Annotated in this window: 19 protein-coding genes and 2 pseudogenes; 4 read left to right on the plus strand and 17 right to left on the minus strand. The window is 68.6% G+C overall.

Annotated features, from left to right (window positions below; translation table 11 throughout):
* From LJ657_RS31025 to solA, 7 genes are all read right to left on the minus strand, one after another.
* Positions 1-1,452: an NAD-dependent succinate-semialdehyde dehydrogenase gene (locus tag LJ657_RS31025; protein WP_232652157.1), complete on the minus strand. Its 1,452-nt coding sequence runs from the start codon at positions 1,450-1,452 to the stop codon at positions 1-3.
* A gap of 41 nt (positions 1,453-1,493) precedes the next feature.
* Complete coding sequence (locus LJ657_RS31030; RefSeq protein ID WP_232652158.1) at positions 1,494-2,774, minus strand: NAD(P)/FAD-dependent oxidoreductase; 1,281 nt, start codon at positions 2,772-2,774, stop codon at positions 1,494-1,496.
* A 342-nt stretch (positions 2,775-3,116) separates the two neighbouring features.
* Positions 3,117-3,884, minus strand: coding sequence for an amino acid ABC transporter ATP-binding protein (locus tag LJ657_RS31035; RefSeq protein ID WP_308117092.1), 768 nt, complete (start codon positions 3,882-3,884; stop codon positions 3,117-3,119).
* Positions 3,881-4,837, minus strand: coding sequence for an amino acid ABC transporter permease (locus LJ657_RS31040; protein WP_232652159.1), 957 nt, complete (start codon positions 4,835-4,837; stop codon positions 3,881-3,883). The genes LJ657_RS31035 and LJ657_RS31040 overlap by 4 nt, the downstream gene beginning before the upstream one ends.
* A 7-nt stretch (positions 4,838-4,844) precedes the next feature.
* A complete protein-coding gene (locus tag LJ657_RS31045) occupies positions 4,845-5,864 on the minus strand; it encodes an ABC transporter substrate-binding protein (RefSeq protein ID WP_232652160.1) in 1,020 nt (339 codons plus the stop codon).
* A 181-nt stretch (positions 5,865-6,045) separates the two neighbouring features.
* Positions 6,046-6,726: a haloacid dehalogenase type II gene (locus LJ657_RS31050; protein ID WP_232652161.1), complete on the minus strand. Its 681-nt coding sequence runs from the start codon at positions 6,724-6,726 to the stop codon at positions 6,046-6,048.
* Between the two features lie 119 nt (positions 6,727-6,845).
* On the minus strand, positions 6,846-7,982 hold the full coding sequence (gene solA / locus LJ657_RS31055; protein ID WP_232652162.1) for an N-methyl-L-tryptophan oxidase: 1,137 nt from the start codon (positions 7,980-7,982) through the stop codon (positions 6,846-6,848).
* A 276-nt stretch (positions 7,983-8,258) separates the two neighbouring features.
* On the opposite strand from solA, the gene LJ657_RS31060 reads away from it, so the two are divergent.
* Positions 8,259-9,881 carry a PucR family transcriptional regulator gene (locus LJ657_RS31060; RefSeq protein WP_269787114.1) on the plus strand — a complete coding sequence of 541 codons (1,623 nt, stop codon included), beginning with the start codon at positions 8,259-8,261 and terminating at the stop codon, positions 9,879-9,881.
* A gap of 262 nt (positions 9,882-10,143) precedes the next feature.
* Here the strand turns inward: LJ657_RS31060 and LJ657_RS31065 are convergent, their stop codons facing one another.
* From LJ657_RS31065 to LJ657_RS31100, 8 genes and pseudogenes are all read right to left on the minus strand, one after another.
* Positions 10,144-11,202 carry a tartrate dehydrogenase gene (locus LJ657_RS31065; protein WP_232652163.1) on the minus strand — a complete coding sequence of 353 codons (1,059 nt, stop codon included), beginning with the start codon at positions 11,200-11,202 and terminating at the stop codon, positions 10,144-10,146.
* A 73-nt stretch (positions 11,203-11,275) separates the two neighbouring features.
* Positions 11,276-12,160, minus strand: coding sequence for a LysR family transcriptional regulator (locus LJ657_RS31070; RefSeq protein ID WP_232652164.1), 885 nt, complete (start codon positions 12,158-12,160; stop codon positions 11,276-11,278).
* A gap of 523 nt (positions 12,161-12,683) precedes the next feature.
* Positions 12,684-12,959 (minus strand): annotated as a pseudogene (locus LJ657_RS31075) (ribulokinase); the annotation flags it as partial.
* Between the two features lie 58 nt (positions 12,960-13,017).
* On the minus strand, positions 13,018-15,063 hold the full coding sequence (locus tag LJ657_RS31080) for an RICIN domain-containing protein (RefSeq protein ID WP_232652165.1): 2,046 nt from the start codon (positions 15,061-15,063) through the stop codon (positions 13,018-13,020).
* Between the two features lie 93 nt (positions 15,064-15,156).
* A complete protein-coding gene (gene arfA / locus LJ657_RS31085; RefSeq protein WP_232652166.1) occupies positions 15,157-16,677 on the minus strand; it encodes an arabinosylfuranosidase ArfA in 1,521 nt (506 codons plus the stop codon).
* Between the two features lie 46 nt (positions 16,678-16,723).
* Complete coding sequence (locus tag LJ657_RS31090; RefSeq protein ID WP_232652167.1) at positions 16,724-17,626, minus strand: carbohydrate ABC transporter permease; 903 nt, start codon at positions 17,624-17,626, stop codon at positions 16,724-16,726.
* A complete protein-coding gene (locus tag LJ657_RS31095; RefSeq protein WP_232652168.1) occupies positions 17,623-18,606 on the minus strand; it encodes a carbohydrate ABC transporter permease in 984 nt (327 codons plus the stop codon). The genes LJ657_RS31090 and LJ657_RS31095 overlap by 4 nt, the downstream gene beginning before the upstream one ends.
* A 96-nt stretch (positions 18,607-18,702) precedes the next feature.
* Positions 18,703-20,052 carry an ABC transporter substrate-binding protein gene (locus LJ657_RS31100; RefSeq protein ID WP_232652169.1) on the minus strand — a complete coding sequence of 450 codons (1,350 nt, stop codon included), beginning with the start codon at positions 20,050-20,052 and terminating at the stop codon, positions 18,703-18,705.
* 768 nt (positions 20,053-20,820) lie between these two features.
* Between LJ657_RS31100 and LJ657_RS31105 the strand changes: the two genes are divergently transcribed.
* Both LJ657_RS31105 and LJ657_RS31110 read left to right on the plus strand, forming a co-directional pair.
* Positions 20,821-21,873, plus strand: coding sequence for a LacI family DNA-binding transcriptional regulator (locus LJ657_RS31105; protein ID WP_232652170.1), 1,053 nt, complete (start codon positions 20,821-20,823; stop codon positions 21,871-21,873).
* A 195-nt stretch (positions 21,874-22,068) separates the two neighbouring features.
* Entirely contained in the window at positions 22,069-22,419 is a 351-nt protein-coding gene (locus LJ657_RS31110; protein ID WP_232652171.1) for a tetratricopeptide repeat protein, read from the plus strand.
* A 174-nt stretch (positions 22,420-22,593) separates the two neighbouring features.
* On the opposite strand, the pseudogene LJ657_RS31115 reads toward LJ657_RS31110, so the two are convergent.
* Positions 22,594-23,215, minus strand: a pseudogene (locus LJ657_RS31115) (dihydrofolate reductase family protein).
* Positions 23,216-23,367: 152 nt separating this feature from the next.
* Here LJ657_RS31115 and LJ657_RS31120 point away from each other — a divergent pair.
* The gene (locus LJ657_RS31120) at positions 23,368-23,739 is read left to right on the plus strand and encodes a hypothetical protein (protein WP_232652172.1); all 372 of its coding nucleotides are present in this window, start codon (positions 23,368-23,370) and stop codon (positions 23,737-23,739) included.
* A 126-nt stretch (positions 23,740-23,865) separates the two neighbouring features.
* Here the strand turns inward: LJ657_RS31120 and LJ657_RS31125 are convergent, their stop codons facing one another.
* Entirely contained in the window at positions 23,866-24,087 is a 222-nt protein-coding gene (locus LJ657_RS31125) for a hypothetical protein (RefSeq protein ID WP_232652173.1), read from the minus strand.
* Between the last annotated feature and the right edge of the window lie 81 nt (positions 24,088-24,168).

A 24,168-nucleotide genomic window follows, 5' to 3' on the forward strand; every position in this document is an offset into this window, starting at 1 on the left:
TCAGGCTCCGAAGGGGACGGCCAGATACTTGTACTCCAGGAACTCGTCGATGCCGACGCGTCCGCCTTCGCGGCCCAAGCCGGACTGCTTGACGCCGCCGAACGGCGCGGCGGGGTTGGAGACCAGTCCGGTGTTGAGGCCGATCATGCCGCTTTCGAGGCGTTCGGCGACCCGCAGGGCACGGTCGAGGTTCTGGGTGAACAGGTAGGCCGCCAGACCGAACTCGGTGTCGTTGGCGGCGGCGACGGCCTCGTCCTCGGACTCGAAGGTGCGGATCGCGGCGACGGGGCCGAAGATCTCGGTGTCGATGATCGCGGAGTCGGGGGCGATGCCGGTGAGGACGGTGGGCGGGTAGAAGCAGCCAGGCCCTTCGGGGAGTTCACCGCCGGTCAGGACGGTGGCACCGCGCTTGACGGCGTCCCGCACCAGGTCGTGGGCCTTGCTGCGGCCGGCGAGGTCGATGAGGGGGCCGACATCGGTGCCGGCTTCGGTGCCGGGCCCGACGGTGAGCGCGGCCATGCGTGCGGCGAGGCGGGAGGCGAACTCCTCGGCGACGGAGGTGTGGACGAAGATGCGGTTGGCGGCGCAGCAGGACTCGCCCATGTTGCGCATCTTGGCGACCATGGTGCCCTCGACGGCCACGTCGAGGTCGGCGTCGTCGAAGACGATGAGGGGGGCGTTGCCGCCCAGTTCCATGGAGGTGCGGATGACGGTGTCGGCGCACTGGGCCAGCAGGATCCGGCCGACCTGGGTGGAGCCGGTGAAGGAGAGCTTGCGGATCCGCCCGCCGCGCAGGAGGGGTTCGACGACGCCGGCGGCGTCGGAGGTGGTGACGATGTTCAGCACGCCGGCCGGCAGACCCGCTTCGGTGAGGATCTCCGCCAGTGCGAGGCTGGCCAGGGGAGTCTGGGGGGCGGGTTTGAGGACGATGGTGCAGCCGGCGGCGATGGCGGGGCCGATCTTGCGGGTGCCCATCGCCAGGGGGAAGTTCCAGGGGGTGATGAGCAGGCAGGGGCCGACGGGCTGACGGGTGACCAGCAGACGGTTCCTGCCGTCGGGGGCGGTCATCATGCCGCCGTCGATCCGGACGGCTTCCTCGGAGAACCAGCGGAAGAACTCCGCAGCGTAGGCGACCTCGGCACGCGCCTCCGCCAGGGGCTTGCCCATCTCCAGGGTCATCAGCAGCGCGAGGTCCTCGGTGCGCGCGATGATGATGTCGTAGGCGCGGCGCAGGATCTCGCTGCGTACGCGCGGCGGGGTGGCGGCCCAGGCGGCCTGCGCGGCGACCGCCGCTTCGACGGCACGCCGGCCGTCGGCGGGTGAGGCGTCGGCGACCTGGCACAGTTCCTCGCCGGTGGCCGGGTTGTCGACGGACAGCGTCCGGCCGGACTCCGCGTCCTGCCAATCGCCGCCGACGAACAGCTGCTTGGGAACATCACGGACGACAGTCATCGTGGGTATCTCCTTGTAGGTGTGGAGGGGCTGCCGACCGGTCAGCGGATGCGGTCGAGCGTCTTGTAGTAGGCGCCCGCGAAGGGCAGGAACCAGGCGGTGCCGTTGTAGAGGGGGATGCGGGGCGGGGCGATGTCGCGGACGGGGCTGGCCTCGGGGTGGCCGTCCATCACCTCGGCCATGACCTGCCCCATGTGGGTGGCCATCTGCACGCCGTGGCCCGCGTAACCCATGGAGTAGTGGACGCCGTCCTCGGTCTGCCCGGCGTGCACGATGCGGTCCATGGCGAAGCCGACGGAGCCGCCCCACACGTACTCGATCCTGGTGCGCGAGAGCTGGGGGAAGATCCCGCACATCTCACGGAACAGGACGGCCCCGCTCTTCTTGTCCGAGGTCGGGTCGGACGGTGCGAAGCGGGCGCGGCCGCCGAACAGCAGCCGGTTGTCCGGGGTGAGCCGGAAGTAGTGGCAGACCTGGTTGGAGTCGACGATGAGGCGGGCCTTGGGGATGACGTCCCGGGCGAGTTCCTCGCCGAGCGGCTCGGTGACGATGATGAAGCTGCCCACGCAGACCTGCTGGCGGCGCAGCCAGGGGAAGTTCTTGTCCGTGTAGGCGTCGGTGGCCATCATGACCTGCCCGGCACGGATCACACCGCGCTCGGTGCCGACCTCGAACCGTCCGGCGGCGGTACGCCGCACGCCGATGGCAGCGTTGCGCTCGTGGATCTCGACACCGGTGCGCTCGCACGCCTCGGCCATACCGCGGACGAAGCGGCCGACGTGCAGGGCGGCGCTGAACGGGTCGAGCAGGCCGCCGTGGTAGACGTCGGATCCGATCTCGGACCGCAGCTCGGCCTTGCCGATCAGAGTGGTCTCATGTCCGAAGTACTTGGCCAGGTCGTGCTGTTGGGCCTTCTTGCTCTCGAAGTGGGCAGGGCGGGACGCGACGCCAAGGCGTCCGACTCGGCGGAACTGGCAGTCGATGGACTCCTCGTTCACCAGCCGCTCGACGGTGTCCACGGCCTCGCCGTAGGAGTTGTAGATCTCGCGGGCCCGTTCGAGTCCGTAGCGGCGGATGGCCTGGCCCACGCCGATGGTGAAGCCCAGGTTTGCCATGCCGCCGTTGCGTGCGGAGGCACCGGACCCGATCTGGCCCTTCTCGACGAGGGTGACGCGGGCGCCCTTGCGGGCGGAGTGCAGGGCGGTGGACAGACCCGTCAAGCCGGCGCCGATGACCACCAGGTCGGCGTCCTCGGTCAGCGGCTTGCCGGACCGGTCGGGAAACGCTCCGGCGGTTTCCATCCAGTAGGGAATCGTCTTCATGTCGGGTCCTTAGCGGGAAGTTTCGAAGTGGGGGGCGGCCGGGCATCACCAGGGGCCCGGCCGACGGCGCTGTCAGCGGTGGCGCGGCCTGTGCCGGCGCAGGGCTCGGGTGAGGGGTTCTACGGGGAGGATGTTCTGGCTGTCCCGTGGCCGCCGAGTTCGCAAACGAGGGCGACCAGGGCGATGAGGAGTCGCGCTGACGACGGTGACGGTCAACTCGACGTCGAACCGGAGGGCGTTGAAGACCAGGACCGGCAGGGTGCGGAAGTCACGTCATCCGCAGTCGGCCGGCTTCTTCTCTGGACCAGCTGCCGGAGCCGCTACCGCCTGTCCGGGCCGCTTCTACAGCACCCTTTCGAGGAAAGCCCGGGTTCGTTTCTCGCGTGGGTTGGCGAGCACTTCACGTGCGTCGCCGCGTTCGACCGCAATGCCTTCGTCCATGAACAGCACTTCGTCGGCGACCTCGCGGGCGAAGCCCATCTCGTGAGTGACGAGCAGCATGGTCATTCCGTTGCCGGCGAGGTCGCGCATGACAGCGAGTACTTCGCCCACGCGTTCGGGGTCCAGTGCGCTGGTGGGTTCGTCGAACAGCATGATGGTGGGTTCCATCGCCAGCGCGCGGGCGATGGCCACGCGCTGCTGCTGGCCGCCGGAGAGTTGGGCGGGGTACTTGTGGCCGCACCCCTCAAGGCCGACCTTGGCCAGCAGCTCTTGTGCCTGCTCCCGGCAGGTGGCGCGGTTCTTCTTCTGCACCAGCAGCGGTCCGGACATGACATTGCTTTCGGCGGTCATGTTGGGGAACAGGTTGAACTGCTGGAACACCATGCCGATGCGGGCGCGCTGCTCGGTCAGCCGTTGCGGGCGGACGGCGTGGTAGGCGTCGTCCTTCTCGACGTAGCCGAAGTCCTCTCCGTTGACCCGCAGGACTCCTCGGTCGACGGTCTCCAGCCCGTTGATGCACCGCAGCAGTGTCGATTTGCCCGAGCCGCTGGGCCCGATGATGCAGGAGATCTCGCCTGCCGCGACGGTCAGGTCGATGTCACGCAGGACCTGGTGACGTCCGAAGCTCTTGCACAGCTTGCGTGCGACGATCGTTCCGTCGGCGTTCACAGCAGTGACTCCCTCGTGGTGGGAACTGGCTGGCCGGCCCCGGGATCGGCCGAGGTGGCGGCCGGGGTCAGCCGTGCCCGGGTCGAGCGGGAGAAGCGGCGCTCGATCATGGACTGCGGCACGCTCAGCACCAGCGTCATGATCAGGTACCAGAGGCTGGCCACGATCAGCAGCGGAATGGTCTGGTAGGTGCGGGCGTAGATCGCCTGTGCGCTCTGCAGCAGGTCGGCGACGCCGAGCACGCTTACCAGCGAAGTCTCCTTGAGCATGCCGATCACCTGGTTGCCGGTGGCGGGGATGATCGCCGGCATGGTCTGCGGGATGATCACATGCCGCAGTTTGGTGAACCCCGACATGCCCAGGGACTCTGCGGCCTCGTGCTGTCCGCGGCTGACCGAAGCGAACCCGCCGCGGATGATCTCGGACATGTAGGCGGCCTGGTTGAGCGTCAGTCCCACGATGGCCGCGGTCATCGGTGTCATGATCGCGTTCACGTTCACCGGGGTGGAGATGTCGGTGAACGGGACGCCGATCGAAAGGTTCGGGTACAGCGCCGCGATGTTGAACCAGAAGACCAGCTGCACGAGCACCGGGGTGCCGCGGAAGAAGGTGATGTAGAGCTGGGCCAGCCAGGAAATGGGGCGCTGGTGCGACATGCGCATCACCGCCAGCACCAGCCCCAGCAGCGTGCCCAGAGCCATGCTCGCCACGGTCAGAAGCAGCGTGATCAGCAGGCCGTTGAGGATGGTTTGCGTGGTGAAGTAGCTGAACACCACCGGCCAGCGATAGTTCTCGTTCGTCACCGCGGTCCACACCAGACCGGCGACGATCGCGATCGCGACGGTCCAGGTGACGTAGTCGCGCGGACGTTTCGGCGTGATCCGCTTCTTTTCTTCGGCCAGTAGTGGTGGCACCGGTCGGCTCCTGGTCGTCGTGGTCTCGATCACGTCCATCGGCGTGTCAGTCCTGCGGGACGGCCATGGCCGCGGTCTTGATCCCGAGGTCCGGGAAACCCCAGCGGCCCAGCGCCTGGGCGTACTTGGGGCTGTCGATGACCGACTGGATGGCAGCCTTCACCGCGGGGGTCAGCGGCGAGTCCTTCTTCAGGGCGACGGTCGCGGTCTTGGCGGTCACCATGGGCTGCAGGACGTCGAACGTCCTGGGCTGCTGCTCGGCCGCCCACCCGAGCGCGATGAAGTCGTACATCACCGCGTCGATCCGCTTGGAGACCAGCTGGGTGAGAGCGTCGTTCACGCTGGGCAGCGTCACCGCCTTGATGGCCGGCTTGCCCTTGCTCGTACAGTCCTGCCTGGACAGCTGGGGCAGCCACTGCAGCTCCTGGGTGCTGCCCGACGTGACACCGACGCGGTGCCCGCACAGCGTGTGGGTGCCCAGCTTCTGCGGGTTCCCGTAGGGGACGGACACTCCGGTCCCGGAGTTGACGTAGTCGACCATGTCGAGCACCTTCAGCCGGTCCTTCGTGGCGCCCATGGTGGAGGCGGTGAAGTCGTACCGGTTGGCCTGCAGTCCGGTGATGATGGTGTCGAACTTGATGTTGTTGATCTGCAGCTTCAGGCCGAGCTTGGCGGCGATCAGCCGGGCCATGTCCGGGTTGAACCCGATCGGGGTCTTGTTGTCCGATGCCATGAACGTGGTGGGCGGGAACGTCAGGTCCATCGCCACCGAGAGCGTGCCCTTGGCCTTCACCGCGGCGGGCAGCAGCCTCACCGCGTTCTGGTCCGGCTTCACGCCGACCGAGATGTCGTCGGTGTGCTCGGCGGACGGGCCGGATCCTCCGCCCTGCGCCGTGCTCTTCGCCCCCACGTTCTGCCCGGTGCCGCTCGCCCCGCACGCGGCGAGCGCGAGGGCCAGAGCGGTCGTGACGATCGGGATGCTCAAGTGTCTGTTGACCTGCATGGCGGCGGCCACAGCGCCTGCGGTGCGGAGTACGGTTCTGCGGCCTGTCCGGTTGCTTTCCATGGCGGTGCCTCCTGGAGAACGGTGGGGATACGGGGAATCGGTGATGCGGGGACGACGTGCGGATCGGACGGGGGGTGGGGCGTCGTCGGTCGGCGGCCGGAAACGCGTAGGGCTCATGGGCGGCCGCGCGAGACCGGGCGCCTGTCGGGAAGGTGCTGTGTGACTGGGTGTGCGTCGCGCGTCAGATGCCCAGCATCTGGTTGAGCTCGTTCAGGGACTTGACGGTCACGTAGTCGTAGCCGTGGGTGACCGGGTCGCAGCCGCGGTCCAGGAGGACGAGGTTGCGGAAGCCCATGTCGTGCATCGGCATCAGGTCGTAACGGGTGTGCGAGGAGACGTGCACGAAGTCCTCGGGGGACGCGTCGAGCTGGTCGAGCATGTACTCGAACGCCGCGTACCGGGGCTTGTAGTAGCCGGCCTGCTCCGCGGTGAAGACCGCGTGGAAGTCCGCCCCGAGCCGGGGCACGCTCTCCTCGAGGAAGGCGTCCCCGGCGTTGGAGAGGATCACCAGCTTGTAGTTCTCGCCCATCTTCTTCAGCGGTTCCGGCACGTCCGCGTGCGGGCCCCAGCTGCGCACGCCGTCGGCGAACCGCTTGCCTGCGTCCGGGGCGGCCTTCACGCCCCACTTGCGGCAGACCCCCTCGAAGGCGTCCTGCAGAGTCTGCTCGTAGGGGTAGTACTTGCCGAGGACCGAGTCGTAGCGGTAGCCGCGGAACTCCTTCACGAACTGGTCCCAGTGTTCGGCCGGGATCTGGTCGCCGACGAGTTCACGCGTGATGGGGGTCATCGGCCACTCGATCAACGTGCCGTAGCAGTCGAACGAGACGTACTTCGGGCGGAACTGGAACGAGGGAATGGGCATGGAAGTGCTCCACTTTCTTGCGTCGGGGAACTGGGCAGGGCCGGCGAGGACCCTTTTTGGGCATGCTCACGAAAGAGATGTCGGGAGTGTGGGGTGATGACGCCGACAATCGCCGGGGATCAGGTGGCGCCGACTCCTGCCGGAGCGAGGAAGTCGACGGGGTGCTGCGTGGTGCCGTCGAGCGCCAGGTCGGCGGCGATCTCTCCCATCGCGGGCGAGATCTTGAAGCCGCTGCCGGAGAACCCGGCCAAGACGATGATGTCGTCCTCGCCGGGGAGATGACCGACGAGCGGGTTCCCGGACTGCGTGTAGCCCTCCATGTAGGCCGACATCCTGATGGGGTCGGGGTTCAGGTCGGGCATGAGTTCACCGATCAGCTCGCGGAAGATGCCGAGTTCCTCGGGGCGGACCGTACGGTCGAGCTGTTCGGGCTCGGGCACCGGCGCATGGTATTTGAGGGAGAGACCGAGCTTGACGGAGATGCCGTCGGGCGACGGGATTCCGAAGCAGTCGTGGGGTGCGGCGCGCACGAAGGGAGGGGCACCGCCCGCGAACCAGTCGTGGCGGGTCGGGAGGTGCCAGGAGCAGACCACCCGGCGGACGTCGATGGTCCGGGGGAGGTCCGGGAGCAGGGTGTTGATCCAGGGGCCCACGGTCACCACGGCGGCGTCCACGTGGTCCGTGCCCTGGTCGGTGACGACCCGCACCCCGCCGCCCGCCGCGGGGACGACCTCGCGCACCGTGGTGTAGCGGTGAAGCCGGGCGCCCAGCTGCTCGGCACGGCCGGCGGCGGCCTGGATCGACGCCTCCGGCCTGATGACGGCGCCCAACCGGTCGAGGACGGCGGTGTGTCCGTCCGGGAGCCCGTGCTGCGGGTAGCGGCGGGAGAGTTCCTCCCGGTCCAGTACCTCGTGATCCAGCCCCTCGGCTGCGCTGGTGGACAGGAGGAGGCTCATGGACGGTGAGGAGGCCTCTCCCATCACCAGGCTGCCGCTGCGGCGTCGCAGCGACCGGCCCGTCTCCCTCTGGAGCTGCTCCCACATCCGGTCCGCGAGGCGCAGCAGAGGAATGTACGCGGGCTCGCCGAGGTGGGCGGCTCGGTAGATACGGCTCTCGCCCCCGGCCGCGCCGCGGTCGTGACCCGGTGCGTACCGGTCGTAGCCGATGACTTCGGCTCCGCGGGCGGTCAGTCGCCACATGGCCTGGCTGCCCATGCTGCCGGCACCGATCACGGCGACGCGCTTCGGGATGCGCATGAGGTCGCTCCTCTCGATGGTGTGGTGGGTGGCAGTCGGCCCCAGCACGGCGCGGACACCGTGCGGACCTTTCCAGTTCGGATCCTGCTGGGGATGGCGTTCACTTTCCGCCCGGCGGAACCTGCAGGTCAACCCACACTGTGTTCCGCCTTGGGGCCTTTCCGAGACGGTCTGTCACTGCGGACGGCCGGACTGCACCAATGACGGCCCTCCCCTTGTCACGATGAGTGGCCGGTGCGAAGGTGAGCCCGATTCCCTCGGATGAAAGCACCCCCTATGCCGCCCAGACCTCCCGCACCCGGGCACTTCCCCACGCTCAGGGAGGTACTGCGCCTGCCCGTGCTCGCCGAAGGGATGCCGCGCGTACTGGCCGGCGAGCCACAGCTGGACAACCCGGTGCGCTGGGTGCATGTCACCGAGCTGCTCAACCCCGCCGATTTCCTGGAGGGCGGCGAGCTGGTGCTGACGACCGGCATGCCGCATCCCGAGGACGCCTCCGAGCTGCGTGGCTACGTCGACCAGCTCGCGGACGTCGGCGCGGCCGGCCTGATCGTGGAGCTCGGTTACCGGTACCAGAAGGTGCCCCACGAGCTGGTGGCGGCGTGCCGCGCCCGTGACGTGCCGCTGGTCGAGCTGGCCCGTGGCGTCCGGTTCATCGACGTCACGCAGACGGTGCACGCGCTCATCCTCGACGCCCAGGGGGCCCTGCTGCGCCGCGGGCGGGACATCCAGGACATCTTCACCGGCCTGACACTGCGGGGCGCGGACCCCGAGGAACTGGTGCACACCACCGCGGAGCTCACCGGAGCCCCCGTGGTGCTGGAGGACCTCACCCACCGGGTCCTGATGTGCGAGCTGCTCGGCCGGCCGTACGAGCCGGTGGTGTCGGCCTGGTCGCGGCGTTCGCGGGCGACCCCGACGCCGGAGAGGATCACGCCGAGTGGCCCGGAGGGGTGGCTGATCGCGCCGGTGCAGGACCACCACGGCCCGTGGGGGCGGCTGGTCCTGCTGGAGGACCGGCTGAACGCCGAGCCCGACCCGGAACACGTCCTTGTGCTGGAGCGTGCGGCGGTCGCGCTGACCATGGCACGCCTGGCAGGGCAGGCCTGGTGGGAGCGCCGGGCCCACCGCTCGGTACTGCGGGACCTGTACGAACGGCGATTCCGCTCCCCCGCGGACGCCCGCGCCCGCGCCGAGGCACTAGGACTGCCCACCCTCGGACACCGCCTCTTCGCCGTGGTCATCCGCCACCCGTACACCGGCACCGATGGCGAGCACCTCGACGAACGGATCGCGAAGACTCTGGCGCACACCGGCATCCGCGCCCTGGTCGGCGAGACTGCCCCCGGCCGCATCGGCGTACTCATGGCTCTGGCACAGGCGAGCGCCTGGCAGCCGGTCGCCGAGCAGATCGGCCGTCTGACCCGGGAGGAGCTCGGACCGCGGGCCGTCGTCGCCGTCGGCCCCGGGGTGACCGACCTCGGCGGGATCGCCCGGTCGTGGCAGGAGGCGGAGCAGACGGCCGAGGCCATCACACAGGCCTCCCCGGAGCGGTGGTTCTACGTCCCCGCCGACGTCCGGCTGCCGGAGTTGCTGGGCGTCCTGCGCGAGGACACCCGACTTCAGCGGTACGCGGAACGGCAACTGACCCGCCTCATCGAGCACGACGGCCGCAACGGCGGCGATCTGCTCCCGGCACTGCGCGCCTATCTGGCGGCGGCCGGGAACAAGTCGGTCGCGGCGAAACGCGCCGGCATGTCCCGGCAGGCGTACTACCAGCGCCTCCACACCATCGAACGGCTCCTCGGCTGCGACCTGGAATCAGGTCTGCAGCGCACGTCCCTGCACGTCGCGGTGCTGGTCCTGGACGGGGGAGAGGCGGCTGGTCGCGGCGCATGACGGGGCGCGTCGGCCGTGACGCGAGTCGCCTCGCGGCGACCGGTGCCGGAGGGGGACGCCTTGTGTATGTGCGTCGTGTTCGATCCTGAGTTCCCGGCCCGGGGTGTCGAGCAGGATGGGGCGGCGCCGGGGCAGCTTCGTGAGATGCGTGCAGATCGATGTGCCGGGCTGCGCGCGGCTCAGGAAAGAGCGGAGGGCGCGCGGGAGTGCCCGGTGCCCGGCGGGCGGCGTCCTCCCAGCCGCCCGCCGAGGGGGAAATGGCTCAGAGGAGCTCGATCAGCTTGTCGGTGAACTCGGCGGTCGTCGCGGTTCCGCCCAGGTCAGGGGTGCGGGTATCGGTCTTGGCCAGGACCGAGGCGATCGCGTCGGTGATGTCCCTGGCCGCCGCGGGATGGCCGAGGTGGTCGAGCATCATGGCCGCGGACCAGATCGCGCCCAGCGGGTTGGCGATGCCCTGGCCTGCGATGTCGGGCGCGGAGCCGTGCACCGGCTCGAACATCGAGGGGAAGTCCCGCTCGGGGTTGAGGTTGGCCGCCGGGGCGATGCCGATGGATCCGGCGACCGCGGCCGCGAGGTCGCTGAGGATGTCGCCGAAGAGGTTGGAGGCGACGACGACGTCGAAGCGCGCGGGGGCGAGGACGAACTTGGCCGCCAGCGCGTCGATGTGCTCCTGGTCCCAGGTGACGCCGGGGTGCTCGGCGGCCCGCTCGGCGATCAGCTCGTCCCAGAACGGCATGGTGTGGATGATGCCGTTGGACTTGGTGGCGGAGGTGAGCTTCCCTCGGCGGCGGGCGGCGAGCGAGAACGCGTAGTCGGCTATCCGGGTGACCCCGGCCCGGGTGAACACCGATTCCTGGACGGCCAGTTCCTCGGACGTGCCCTGGTTCAGCCGGCCGCCGATCTCGCTGTACTCGCCCTCGGCGTTCTCCCGCACGACGACCATATCGACCGCGCCCGGCCGTGCGCCGCGCACCGGACTGTCGATGCCTTCGAAGACGCGGATGGGCCGGAGGTTGACGTACTGGCGGAAGCTGCGCCGGATCGGGATCAGCAGTCCCCACAGTGAGACGTGGTCGGGCACCCCCGGGTATCCCACCGCGCCCAGCAGGATGGCGTCCTTGTCGCGCAGCTGGTCGATCCCGTCGGCGGGCATCATGGCGCCCTCCTGCAGGTACCGCTCGCACGACCAGTCGTACGACGTGTAGGACAGGCTGAAGCCGTGGCGGCGGCCGAGAACATCGAGCACCTGCTGTGCTGTGGGCACTACCTCGGCGCCGATGCCGTCGCCGGGGATCAGGGCAATGCGGTGGTTAGTCGTCATGCCGTCGATTGCAGCAAGGCGGTCCGTGAGGCGTCCAAGACGCAAAGCGGATATCGCTTATAAGCGGTGCCTATCAGCTGTCGGCGGCCGGGGTCGCGACCGTGACGAACGCGGCGGCTGCGGGCGACAGGCTGCCGCGGCGGCTGACGAGGGCGATGTCCAAGGTGGTCTCCGGCTCGATGTCCAGGACGCGGGCGCCCAGTCGCCGAGCCACGTCCCGCCAGGAATCCGTGACCACAGCGAGCCCCACCCCGGCCAGTACCAGGGGCATGAGCGACACGCGGTGCTCGGTCTCGGCGGCGATGGTGAACTCGATGCCCTGTTCCCGCAGCGCGTCGACATAGGCGCGCATCCCGGTACCCGGCTGCCCGACGATCAGCCTCTGTCCCGCAATCTCCCGGCACTCCACCGCCGTCCGATCAGCGAACGGGCCGTCGGCCGGCACCATCAGCACAAAACGCTGCCGCCTCAGCGCATGGGAGACGACCTCCTTGTCGGAGACCGGACCGGCGGACGCCAAAAGCCCCAGTTCCACGGCACCCGTGCGCACCATGTCGATCACATCACGCGAGGTGAACGCCGCTTTGATGGCCACAGAGACGCCGGGATACCGGTGACTGAAGGCACTCACCAAGGTCGTCAGCGGCTCCACCGCCTGCGACGGCGTGGATGCCACATCCAGGCGCCCCTCACGCAGCTCATGCACCGCCGCCACACTCGCCCGCGCCGTCTCCAGACTCCGCACGGCCTCCCGCGCAGGCTCGATCAGAGCCCTTCCGGCCTCCGTCAGGACTGCCCTACGCCCGATGCGATGGAACAACTCGGAACCGAGATCACGCTCCAGCGCCCGCACGGCCTGCGACAGCGACGGCTGCGACACGTACAGAGCCGAGGCCGCACGGTTGAACCCCCCACGATCGACAATCGCAAGGAAGTACTCCAGCTGCCGAACGTCCATACGTGCCCTCTGCCCTCAGGAAATCAACCGACGACTCGATTGGCCGCGACCATGGTCGCGTGAAGGACCGCCTGGACGAAGCACGGACCACCGATGCACTGGCCGTCATCGTCACCGAAGCTCGGTCATAGCTGACTGAGGCACTCAATGACACGGCCAGCACGATCACGAACTACAGCTGCCGTGACAGTGGTACTTCGTCCTTTCCCGTGTTCATGGCTCCAGCTTCTCGTGTTCTTGGCCGGTCCGTTTGGCATCCGGTTGAGCGCCGAAACACGGTCACGGAGTGCGCAAGACGCGTTTGCGTAGGAGTTGGAAGCCGGCGGGGCCATACATCTGGTGCTTGAGCATCTTAAAAGTTACGTGGAATCTGCCGGGGTGATCAGGTCTCCCTGGTGTAGCCACGAACTTGGGAGATGGCTTGAGCGGCGCGGTGGGACTGAAGGAGAAGTGGCCGGTGCTGGGGCGCCATGAGCGGGCCGGCGGGCTGGCTGCAGGTGTGGTGCGGCCTTGGCCGTGCGCCACCCGCGCGGGCGAGCGCCTCCGGTACGGCGTTGCGCAGTACGTCGACGTAGTCGGAAGGCATCTGGAGTGCCCAGTCGGGAGGCAGCCGGGTGCCGTCGGGCAGTTCACGGTCCAGTACCGCGTGCGGATAGACGTGCTCCGCCGACGCGAGCTCGGCGCCGTCGCGGACGCGGACGACCACGGCACGGCCGGACAGGGTTCCGAAGTCGACACCCACAACGCAGGGTTCTTCAGGCACGACGCCCCCACCTCTCTTGTTCGGTATGACGGTCATCGTTCGGGATGCTGGACGGAAAAGTGGGGGCCCGGCCGCAACCGGGCCCCCGGACAGGTCAGTTGACCCGGACGATCTGCCAGAGTTCGTCATTGGCGCCGGTGTCCGTGGACTGGACGATCAGCGCGCCGTCGGCGGTGGAGGCGGAGGCGACGTCCGCGACCAGTCCGCTGCCGGAGTTGACCAGCTTGTAGTAGCCGTTGCCGGCGTCCGTGAGCGTCCACTTCTGGGAGCTCGCGCTGGAGGACGAGTTCTGGACGATGGCCGCACCGGACGAGGTCGATCCGTTGGAGTCGAGGTACAGACCGCTGTTGACGTTCTTCACGGTCCACGCCCCGCCGCTCTGCGACGTGAACGTCCACAGCTGGCAGTTGTTGGCGGTGTTCACCCACTGGCCGGCCTGCTTGCCCACGGTGGTGGAGGCGCCGGGCATCTCCAGGAACTTCCCGCTGTTCTTGTTGACCAGCCGGTACTGGCCGGTGGACAGGGTGGGCAGAGCGGTCTGGGTGAGGTTCCAGCGCTGGCAGGCGCAGCCGGTGTCGGACCACTGCCCGGCGGCGGTGCCGACGGTGGTGGAGGCGCTGGGGATCTCCAGGAACTTGCCACTGTTCCGGTTGGTGGCGGTGAAGCCGCCCGCAGGGTTCGGGGCGACGGCCCACTCGTGGTCGAGAGTGCCGTTGTCGTCCCACTGCAGGACCTTTGCGCCGTTGGCGGTGGAGGCGTTCTGCACGCCCAGGAGCTTGCCGCTGGCCACGTTGAAGATCTTGAAGTAGCCCGACGGCTGCTGGACGAACTTCCACTGCTGGTCGGTGGCGTTGTCGGCGTTCTGCTGGGTGGCGAAGGTGCCGTTGGTGGTGGTGCCGCCGACGATGGTCAGCATCAGGTGGCTGTTGGCGTTCGACATGGTGTAGGTCGCGCCGTCGGAGATGCCGCCGCCCAGGTCGATCGTGCCGTAGGTGACCGGGTTCTCAACGGTGCTGCTGACCACGCCCGCGCTGAAGATCTCCAGGCTGTGGCCGTCAGCGAGGGGTACCATGCCGCGGCTGTAGCCACGGGGGACGGTGGAGGCGATGCGCGTCCAGGCGCCCGCCGCGCCGTTCTGCGTGTTCAGGAAGAGGTCGGTGGTGCTCTGGGCGCTGACCGCCAGGGTGCCGTTGGGACCGCCGGTGGGAAGCCAGGTGATGTACGGGGCGCTGGTGGGCACGTACCCGTCGGTGGATCTCAGGACGGTGCCGGTGACGGAGCCGAACGCCTCGGGGTCGGAGGAGATCTTGTAGTAGACCGCGAAGTTGGCTTCGGGTGCGCCGCCGTACTCGTACGTCATCACGTAGTTGCCGTTGGGCAGTTGCGCGACGACCGGCATGCCGGGGCGGTTGGTGTAGGTCGGCATGGCCACGTCGTCCACGACCGAGGACCAGGTGATGCCGTCGGTGGTGGTCTGGTGGACGATCTTCTGGGCGTGGTTGGGGTCGCGCTGGTCGGAGTAGTACACGATCAGCTTGGAGCCGGAGGCCATCAGGAACGGCTCCCATACCGGGGTCTGGCCGTTGGTGACGTCGGCCCTGCCGCCCTGGGCGATGGTGCTGACGAACGACCAGGTCGCGCCGTGGTCGGTGCTGGCGTACACGTCCAGCTCGGTCGAGGACAGGTCGTTGGGGATGGAGTTGCCGGCGGCGAGGATCGTGCCGGCCGGGAAGTTGCCGATCTGCGTGGGCAGTTCGTACAGGAACGGCTGGTAGCGCATGCCGAAGCCGTTGTGGGTGTCGGTGATGCTGGAGATCTGCGTCCAGCTGTTGCCGTTGTCCGTGCTTCGGTAGATCGGGAAGACGGGCGTGCCCGAGCTGTACTGCTCGAACGTGGCCAGCAGGTTGCCGTTGGACGCACCGCTGTACTGCAGGCGCACGGCGCGCGGGTAGAGCGCGCCGGGCGACGGGGCGGTCGACGGTGAGGTGTACATCGTCTGGGAGGCGCGCGTGATCGCGTGCGCCTGGCCGGAGGCGGGCAGGACGAGGGCGACGGCGGCTGCGAGCAGGGCCAGCAGCAGGGTGATCGCCTGGGTGCGGGGGGCGGCGCGGTGCATGGCGCCTTCCCTGGTGGTGGACATGGGCGGCTCCCAAGGAATGTCCGGAATCGGGGGTGGTGCGGGGTCCGCCGCTCCCCGGGGGAGGGGGTGGGAGCGGCGGGGCTTCGGGGGGTGTCAGCCGGCGCGGCGCAGGCGGATGACGTTCCAGGAGACGGGCGGCAGGTTCGCGGTGAGAAGGCCGTCGGTGACGAGCCCCGTCTCGGTGGCGTACGGGCGGACCCGGTCGGGGTCGGCCTGGGTGTTGGCGGCGCGGGTGTCGGGGTCGCTCAGCACCGAGTGCTCGACGGGCGCGTAACCGGGGAACGCCCCCAGGTCGAGGGCGAGTTCGACGTTCTCGCTCTGATGACGGTTGACGGCGAAGACGGTGAGTTCGTCGGCGCCGTCCGCCTCCGCGAGGTGGGTGGCCACGGCGTCGACGACGGAGACCTCGCCGAAACGTTTCGTCTCGTACGTCGGCGCGACCGGCTCCACCCGCAGGACGGTCCCGCGCGCGTGGCGGGCCGCCTGGGCGAAGGGGTGGAACGTGGTCTGCCGCCAGCTCGGGCCGCCGGGTTCGCTGCGGATGGGCGCGATGACGTTGACGAGCTGGGCGAGGCAGGCGGCGGTGACACGGTCGCTGTGCCGCAGCAGGCTGATCAGCAGCCCGCCGACCACCACGGCGTCGGCGACGTTGTACTGGTCCTCGATGACCCGCGGGGCCACGGCCCAGTCGGCCGGCTTCCCCTGCGCCTCGAAACGGGTGTTGTACCAGACGTTCCACTCGTCGAAGGAGAGGTTGATCCGCTTCTTGCGGCCCAGCTTGGCCCGTACGTGGTCGGCAGTGGCGACGACCGACTCCACGAAGTGGTCCATGTCGACGCCGGAGGCCAGGAAGCTGCCGAGGTCGCCGTCGAGTTCCTCGTAGTAGGCGTGGCAGGAGATGTAGTCGACCTGGTCGTACGCCTCCTCCAGGACGGTGGCCTCCCAGGCGCCGAAGGTCGGCATCGCGGAGCTGGAGCTGCCGCAGGCGACCAGTTCCAGCTTCGGGTCGATCATGCGCATCGCGCGGGCGGCCTCGGCGGCGAGGCGGCCGTACTCGGCGGCGGTCTTGTGGCCGGTCTGCCAGGGGCCGTCCATCTCGTTGCCAAGGCACCACATGCGGATGCCGAAGGGGTCGGGGGCGCCGTTCTTGATCCGCTGGTCGGACCACGCGGTGCCGCCCGGGTGGTTGCAGTACTCCAGCAGGTCCAGGGCCTCCGCGACGCCCCGGGTGCCGAGGTTGACGGCCATCATGGGTTCGACGCCGGCCTTCTCGGCCCAGCGGTGGAACTCGTGCAGACCGAAGGCGTTGGTCTCGGTGCTGTGCCAGGCGAGGTCGAGGCGGGTGGGGCGGTCGGCGACCGGGCCGACGCTGTCCTCCCAGCGGAAGCCGGAGACGAAGTTGCCGCCGGGATAGCGCACGGCGGTCACGCCCAGTTCGCGCACGAGGTCCAGAACGTCACGGCGCAGGCCGTCCTCATCGGCGTACGGGTGGCCGGGCTCGTAGATGCCGGTGTAGACGCAGCGGCCCATGTGCTCGACGAACGAGCCGAAGGTACGGGGTTGCACGTCGGCGACGCGGAAGGCGGGGTCGACGGTCAGGGAGGCGTGCAGCATGAAGGTCGCTCCGGGAGGTGGGCGAGAAGAAGGGGACGGGCTGGGCTCACTTGAGGCTTCCGACGGTCAACCCGCCGCGCCAGTACCGCTGGAGGAGGAGGAAGGTGACGATGAGCGGCAGGATCGCCACCAGGGAACCCGCGATGACGAGGGTGAACAGCGCGTTGGCGCCGGACTGGATCATCGCGCCCTCGTACCAGGACTGCAGGCCGACGGTGAGCGGGAACAGCTTGTCGTTGTTGAGCATCACCAGCGGCAGGAAGAAGTTGTTCCAGGTGCCGACCATGGAGAACAGCAGCACCGTGACGAGCGCCGGCTTCAGGGTCGGCAGCGCCACCGACCACAGCACCCGCATCTCACCGGCTCCGTCCATGCGGGCCGCCTCCAGCAGCTCGTCCGGCAGGGACTCCTGCACGTACACCCGCACCAGGTAGACGCCGAACGGGTTGAGCAGCTGGGGCAGGATGACCGCCCACATGGTGTTGGTCAGCTCGACCTTGCTCAGCAGCAGGTAGGTGGGGATGGCCAGCGCGGTGGCGGGCACCATGATGGCGCCGAGGAGGCTGGAGAAGAGCAGGTTCCGGCCGGGGAAGCGGTACTTGGCGAAGGCGTAGCCCGCGAGGGTCGCCACGGCGGTGGCGCCCACCCCGCTCACACCCGCGTAGACGGCGGTGTTGCCCATCCAGCGCAGGTACTCGCCGTCGTTGTAGGTGAACAGCTGCTGGAGGTTGGTGAAGAAGGAGCCCGGCGAGTGGAACCACAGGGCCGCGGTGGAGAACAGCGCGTCGTTGTCCTTGGTGGCGGCGACGACCAGCCACCAGAACGGCATCAGGAAGTAGAGGATCATCGCCACCATCACCACGTTGACGGTGACGCGTCCACGGGGGCCGGACTCGCGGCGGGCGGCCGGGGCGGTGACGGCGGGGGCGGGGGCTGCGGCGGTCGTCACTTCAGTCCGCTCCTCTTGCGTGTGGCGAACAGGAAGAAGTAGGAGCCGATGAAGACCACCGCTCCGAGGGAGAAGGAGATGGCGGCGGAGTAGTTGAACTCCGAGTACTGGAACGCCAGGTTGTACGCGTACAGGTTCGGCGTGTAGTCCGGCGTGATCACCGAGGACGCGGTCTTCTCCAGGACCCGCGGCTCCGTGAAGAACTGCAGCGTGCCGATGATGGTGAACATCAGCGCGAGCACCATCGCCGAGGAGATCATCGGGATCTTGATGCGCAGGGCCGTCTGCACCTGGCCGGCGCCGTCGAGCTTCGCCGCCTCGTAGACCTCGCGGGGCAGGCCCTGGAGAGCGGCGTACAGGACGATCATGTTGTAGCCGGTCCACTGCCAGGTGACGATGTTGCCGAGCGAGGTCAGCATCAGAGTGTGCGACAGCAGGTCGACCTTGCCCAGCCCCAGCGAGTTGCTGATCGCGTTCACCGGGCCGAAGGTCGGGCTGTACAGGAAGCCCCACATCAGCGCGCCGATCACCGCGGGCACGGCGTACGGCATGAACAGGGTCATCCGGAAGACCTTGGCGAGCCTGCTCGTCACCTCGTCGATGATCAGCGCGCCGAGCAGGGCGAAACCGAGCATCACCGGGATCTGCACCACACCGAAGACGGCCACCCTGCGCACGCCGGACAGGAAGTGCGGGTCGGTGAAGGTCTGCTGGTAGTTGGCGAACCAGCTGAAGTGGTCGCCGCCGACCAGGGTGGAGGTCCTGAGGCTGAGCCAGAAGGCGTAGCCCAGCGGGGCCACCAGGAAGGCCAGGAAGAGCAGGAGGAACGGGCTGATCAGCAGCACGCCCATGCCCTTGTGCCGGGTGCGGGCGGACAGCCCGCCGGTGCGCCGGCCCCCCGCGGGGGTGCGAAGCCCCTTCGCGGGGGCGGCACTTGGCGGCGCCGTCACGGTGGATCCCTGCTGTCGGAGCAGGCTCATCACATCTCCTTGCGGTCGTGCGGCCCCCGCCGGCGGCGGACGTGCCAGGCGCGGGGCGCCGGCGGGGGCGGTGGTGACTGGGGGGACTCGGGCCGGTTACTTGCTGACCTTGAATCCCTGCTTGGCCGCGTAGGAGGTCACCTGGCTCTGGACGTTGTCGTTCACGGCGGACCAGTCGCTCTGGCCCTGGAGGGCCTTGCCCACCTCACTGGTGTCGGTGTTGTAGGCGAAGTCCTGGAACGGGCTCCAGTCGAAGCTGCCGATTCCGTTCGCGGCGGGCACGAACACCTTGTTGATCTGCTGGCCGCCGAAGAAGTCGTACTTCTTGTCGCCGAAGTAAGAGCCGTTGAGGACCGGCTTGGACAGCGGGAAGAGGTAGGCCTGGTCGATGCCGATCTTCCAGGCGGCCTGCGAGGTGCCGAAGAGCTCCCGGGCGACCTCGGTGGCCTCCTTCGGGTGCTGGGTCTGCGAGGTCACGGAGAAGCTCGAACCACCCCAGTCTCCCTGGGCGTTGCCGCCCGCCGTCCACTGCGGCAGCGGTGCCACGCGCCACTTGCCGGAGGTCTTCTTGGCGACGCTGGAGAGGTAGCCCGGCCCCCAGCCTGCCGCGATGTAGGTGGCGTACTTGCCGGTGCTGAGGCCGTTGTAGAAGTCCGTGGTGGCGTACGACTGGGTGTCGACCAGCTTGTTCTTGACCAGATCGCCCCAGTAGTCGTACACCTTCTTGGCCCCGGCGTCGTTCAGGTTGACCCCGATGTTCGGCAGCTTGCTCGCCGAGTAGGTGTAGGGGCGGGAGCCGGCCTGCCACATGAGGCCCTGGCGCCAGCCGCCGGCCGTCTCGTCGCTGCCGAAGTCGGTCATGTACGCCTGCGGGTCGGCCTTGTGCAGCTTGGCCGCCTCCTCCTTGTACTCCGCCCAGGTCGTCGGGACCTTGAGGTTGTACTTCTTGAAGAGGTCGGCCCGGTACATCATCGCCATCGGGCCGCCGTCGACAGGGATGGCGTACACGTGGTCGCCGTCGGAGGCCTGGTTCCAGGCCCAGTCCACGTAGTTGCCCTTGTCGGCGTTCGCGCCGTATTTGCCCATGTCGAGCAGGCCCTTGCTGAGCTGGATGGTCGGCAGCTCCTGGAACTCCAGCATGACGACGTCCGGGGCGCCCTGGCCCGCCTTCAGCGTGGTCTTCAGCTTGGTGTACTCGTCCTGGCCCACACCGGCCTGCACCCAGTCGACCTGGACGTCCTTGTGGGTCTTGTTGAACTCCGCGACGACCTGCTTGAACTGCGGGTACCAGGCCCACACCTTGATGTGCACGGGGCCGCTCTGCGCGCCGCCGGAGCCGCTGCCGCCGCCGGAGCCGCAGGCGGCGAGGAGCACGCCGGCGAGGGCGGCGGAGGTGGCCGCGACCGCGGTCCGGCGCAGGGAACGGGGCTGTCTGGTGGACGACATGGGCTTTCTCCTGGGTGAGGTGCCTGAAGGGCAGGAAGAAACAGGGCGATTGGGTCGACCTCGCCCTCCGGGCGGCGGGGACCGGGGTTCGGAGGGAGGGAGCGGGCAGCGGGGGGCACGCGAAGGCGTTTCGGGCGTCGAGGTGTTGGTCGCCTGCGAGTACGGCGGCTCCGAGCCGGCCATCGCGGATGTGCCGGGCGGGCGGGACTCGTGATGTTGCCCGCCCGGGATCTGGGCGGGAGCGGACGTCAGTGGACGCGGCGGGGTGGGCGTGTGTGACGTCGGGCGAAGGGAGGAGGGGTCGATACCGACCGGGTCGGCCGGCACCGTGAGTTCACGGCGGAACGCCGTCCTGATCTCGAATACGGTTCGAGATCTCGGTCACGAAGAAGGCGGGCGCCCTCAGGCCACTGCGAGTAAAGACGGGCTGCCCTGTCCAGGGCGGACGGCTGCCGAACCGGAAGCTGTCACTGGTGTCACTGCGGCTCCTACTGATCGTTTCCCCGCGAGTGCTCCCGGGGATCCGGTCCGTGGCGCGGCGACACCTCGGACCTCCGCCCGGCTCCGGCGGCGACGCACCCTGGACCGGGCACGCACAGCCGTCGACGGACCGCGCCCCATCGCGAGAGGAAGCAGTACCCGATCATCCACTCGGGCCACCGCCTGCTAGGCTCTGCAGCGCTGCAAAAGTGTTAACCGAGGGATTGCCGCGCTGCAAGAGCTTGGGTGAAACTTTCGATATTGACCCCTCCGGGATGAAGGTGACCTATGGCACATGGCGTCACACTCCGCGACGTCGCGGCGCTGGCCGGCGTCTCCAGCCGCACCGTGTCCAACGTGGTCAACGGCTACGCGCCGGTCTCCGAGGCCACTCGCGCTCGGGTGCAGCAGGCCGTCGACGAGCTCGGCTACCGGCCCAACGTGCTGGCCCGCAACCTCGCCGCCGGGCGCTCGGGCCAGATCGCCGTGGTCGTTCCGTACCTGGACACGCCCTACTTCGCCGAACTGCTGCAGGGCATCATCCGTGCGGCCCGGGTGCAGGGCTACAACGTCCTGATCGACCAGACCGACGGCGACGCGGAGCACGAGAAGACGTTCCTCACCGGTGGCTCCCAGCAGCTGCTCTTCGACGGCGTCATCTTCAGCCCCCTGGGCCTGGCCCAGCCAGACCTGTCCGAGCGCGACCCGAGCCTCCCGCTCGTCGTGCTCGGTGAGCGGGTGAGTGACGGCGGCTTCGACCACGTCGGCATCGACGACGTCGCCGCCTCCCGAGAGGCCACCGAGCATCTGCTCGGCCTCGGCCGGCGCCGCGTCGCCGCGATCGGCGACCAGCCGTACCGCACCGGCGAGGCCGCCCAACTGCGCACCCTGGGCTTTCGCCTGGCCCATGAGCGCGCCGGCGTGCCCGTCCGCGAGGAGTACGTCATCTCCACCCCCCGCTTCAACCGCTCCGACGGCGCCACCGCCATGGCACACCTGCTCGACCTCGAGGAACCGCCGGACGCGGTCTTCTGCTACAGCGACCTGATCGCCCTGGGCGCCCTGCACACGTTGGCCGCACGCGGACTGCGCGTCCCGGAGGACGTCGCGGTCGTCGGCTACGACGACATCGAGGACGCCCGTTATTCGAACCCGCCCGTCACCACGGTCTCGCCGGCCAAGGACGTGATAGCCGAGACGGCCGTGGAGCGCCTGCTCAAGCGGATCGGCAGCTCAACACCGGTCCCCGGCATGGAGATCCGGGCGCCGTACCGGCTGATCCCACGGGCGAGCACGATGGGGCGGCAGGCGCCGACGCCGGATACGGCTGACGGGCCGTGAGCGCTGGGGGCAAGGGGTGGCCCGACTGACCGTCCCTGACACCGCTGAGGCCGTCCCCGCGTGCCTGCCTTGGCAGGTAACCGGCCTTCTCGGCGTTCGAATTGTGGCGGCGCTGGGCGACTCCTCTACGGTCGGGGACCGCAGCGGCCACGGACGGCCGACTGCGGTAAGCCGGAGATCGGGGACGCCCTCGCCGTGGCCTTGAACAACAAGGCAGCCTGTTTGGGTGCGCTGGGGCGGCTCGAGGACGCGCTTCCCGCCATCAACCGCGCTGTCGAGGTCCGCGAGGCCCTGGCCGAAGCCAACCCCGACGCCTTCCTCCCCGACCTCGCTCTGGGCCTGTACAACCAGGCTCGCTGCCTGGCGGAGCTGGGGCGGCGCGAGGTAGCACTCACCGCCAACACCCGTGCCCTGACCGCCTACACAGAACTGACGAAACGCTGGCTGAACGCATTCACTACCTATTCGGTTACTCCCGCCAGCTACAAGCACACATCAGAAAGATGCCAGCCGGATGGTCTGATTCAGGTTCGGGTGACAGGTTGACCTGCCCCACAGTTTGGGTTCCAGCTGCGGTGGCTAACTGGCGGCGGGGATGGCGACGACGCGACCCGTAGACGGGTTGATGTGACGTTCAGCGGTGGTTGGCCCGGCTCACCACGTCCCGCAGAACAACGTAGGGAAGTCTGAGCGGTAGTTGTGAGTGACACCGTCCTTCTCTCAGGACAGCACGCGATAGGTCACGTGTGTAACCGAGTTCGCTGCTCGCGACTCCACCTGCTCAAGATTCAGTGACGGCACGCCGTCGAACAGCCGTGTGCCGGCGCCGAGCGTGAACGGCACAATGTGTAGCCGCAGCTCGTCGACCAAGCCTGCGGCGAGGTACTGGTTGATGGTGGTCGCGCCCCCGTGGATCGACACGTTGCGGTCACCGGCCGCCTCGCGAGCCTGCTGCAGTGCGGATTCGATGCCGTCGGTGACGAAGTGGAACTTGGTGCCGCCGTCCATCGGTTGCGGGTCACGCGGGTGGTGGGTGAGCACGAAGACCGGTGCGTGATACGGCGGATTGTCGCCCCACCAGCCCTTCCACTGTCGATCCCACGCGCCGCGTACGGGGCCGAACATGTTGCGCCCCATGATGAAGGCACCGACCGCCGTCAGCCGGTCGAGCTCGGCCTGCCGCTGCTCCCGGGGTTTCGAACATCCAGGCGTGCAGCCTGTCGCCCCAGCCATCGCCGGCGTCATCGCCGAACGGGCGCTGCTCGGTTTGATTGAGCCCGGCCGAGTACCCGTCGACGGAGATCGAGAGGTCGCAGGTCACCCTGCCCAAACGTTTGGTCACTGTGTCGCCCTCCTGGTGGCGACCTTCCGTCGCCTTCGCGGTGAGCCGCCTGATCCGTTCATTACTGGGTAGACCGTTCCGGGCCCGCAAACTCGTCGCGCGGCCGTACCGCCGTTCCCGACGCCACCCAGCTGCCCGCGATCCTTGACGCTGTGCTCAAACTTCCCTGCAGCTTCTATCCCAAGAAGAATCGCGACGGTTCGCCGCGGCCAGATCCCCACCAACACCTGGCGGACGAGTTCGAGCGCCCACTGGCCGAGCTTCACGAAACGTGGGTGATCCCGGACCCGCGCACTGCACAGATCGAGCGCCCCAAAGAACAGGTCTCCGGGCTGAAGGAGCGACTCGCCGCGCGTGACCAGCAGATCGGCGCTCTCACTGACTTCAGGGAGCGGGCTCTCTCACAGATCGCCGCCCTGCGGATGGAGATCGAGCGGCTTCGCGATGTCTTGGCCGCGCCGTCGAATGTCCGGGCTCTGCCGAACAGTTCAAGAGCAAGTGCGCCGTACGGATCGTGTAGCTGACTGCCCTCTCCGGCACCGGTTTCGGCCGGCACCCGCGCTGGGGCAGAGTGAGGTGCTGCGGCGCCTGCGAGGGGATTCATGCACAGGGGCGTGGCGTCCGGTCGAATGGCCACCGGGCCGCACTGGTCAGTGCGCCAATCGCCGCCGCAACTCCTCCAGGTAGCCATCGCAGGCCGCGACGACGTCGTCCAGGTCGATCAGCGGCGGGAGGTCGATGACGGGCTGGTGGTCGAGCAGGAACGCCGCCGTTTCGCGAACGACACGTGGTTCGGCAGCATCGTCGGCGCCCAGCGCCTCCATGACGTCTAGGGCCTGTTGCGAAAGTGGATCTTGTTCGCTGATGATCACGTCTTGTGGGACGTGGGGATCTGACGAACGGCCAGTGGGCCCGGCTGGAGCCGTTGTTGCCGCAAGGCGTCAAGCCGGGTC

This window comes from Streptomyces guryensis, from assembly GCF_021261325.1.
Taxonomy (GTDB): domain Bacteria; phylum Actinomycetota; class Actinomycetes; order Streptomycetales; family Streptomycetaceae; genus Streptomyces; species Streptomyces guryensis.

What these genes read in the sequence shown, in the direction of transcription:
- arfA (WP_232652166.1), bottom strand. Translation starts at nt 16,677, where the DNA reads ATGCTGCACGCCTCCCTGACCGTCGACCCCGCCTTCCGCGTCGCCGAC.
- LJ657_RS31060 (WP_269787114.1), top strand. Translation starts at nt 8,259, where the DNA reads ATGCCGCCCAGACCTCCCGCACCCGGGCACTTCCCCACGCTCAGGGAG.
- LJ657_RS31030 (WP_232652158.1), bottom strand. Translation starts at nt 2,774, where the DNA reads ATGAAGACGATTCCCTACTGGATGGAAACCGCCGGAGCGTTTCCCGAC.
- LJ657_RS31040 (WP_232652159.1), bottom strand. Translation starts at nt 4,837, where the DNA reads ATGGACGTGATCGAGACCACGACGACCAGGAGCCGACCGGTGCCACCA.
- LJ657_RS31095 (WP_232652168.1), bottom strand. Translation starts at nt 18,606, where the DNA reads ATGAGCCTGCTCCGACAGCAGGGATCCACCGTGACGGCGCCGCCAAGT.
- LJ657_RS31070 (WP_232652164.1), bottom strand. Translation starts at nt 12,160, where the DNA reads ATGGACGTTCGGCAGCTGGAGTACTTCCTTGCGATTGTCGATCGTGGG.
- LJ657_RS31025 (WP_232652157.1), bottom strand. Translation starts at nt 1,452, where the DNA reads ATGACTGTCGTCCGTGATGTTCCCAAGCAGCTGTTCGTCGGCGGCGAT.
- LJ657_RS31100 (WP_232652169.1), bottom strand. Translation starts at nt 20,052, where the DNA reads ATGTCGTCCACCAGACAGCCCCGTTCCCTGCGCCGGACCGCGGTCGCG.
- LJ657_RS31065 (WP_232652163.1), bottom strand. Translation starts at nt 11,202, where the DNA reads ATGACGACTAACCACCGCATTGCCCTGATCCCCGGCGACGGCATCGGC.
- LJ657_RS31050 (WP_232652161.1), bottom strand. Translation starts at nt 6,726, where the DNA reads ATGCCCATTCCCTCGTTCCAGTTCCGCCCGAAGTACGTCTCGTTCGAC.
- LJ657_RS31080 (WP_232652165.1), bottom strand. Translation starts at nt 15,063, where the DNA reads ATGTCCACCACCAGGGAAGGCGCCATGCACCGCGCCGCCCCCCGCACC.
- LJ657_RS31105 (WP_232652170.1), top strand. Translation starts at nt 20,821, where the DNA reads ATGGCACATGGCGTCACACTCCGCGACGTCGCGGCGCTGGCCGGCGTC.
- solA (WP_232652162.1), bottom strand. Translation starts at nt 7,982, where the DNA reads ATGCGCATCCCGAAGCGCGTCGCCGTGATCGGTGCCGGCAGCATGGGC.
- LJ657_RS31045 (WP_232652160.1), bottom strand. Translation starts at nt 5,864, where the DNA reads ATGGAAAGCAACCGGACAGGCCGCAGAACCGTACTCCGCACCGCAGGC.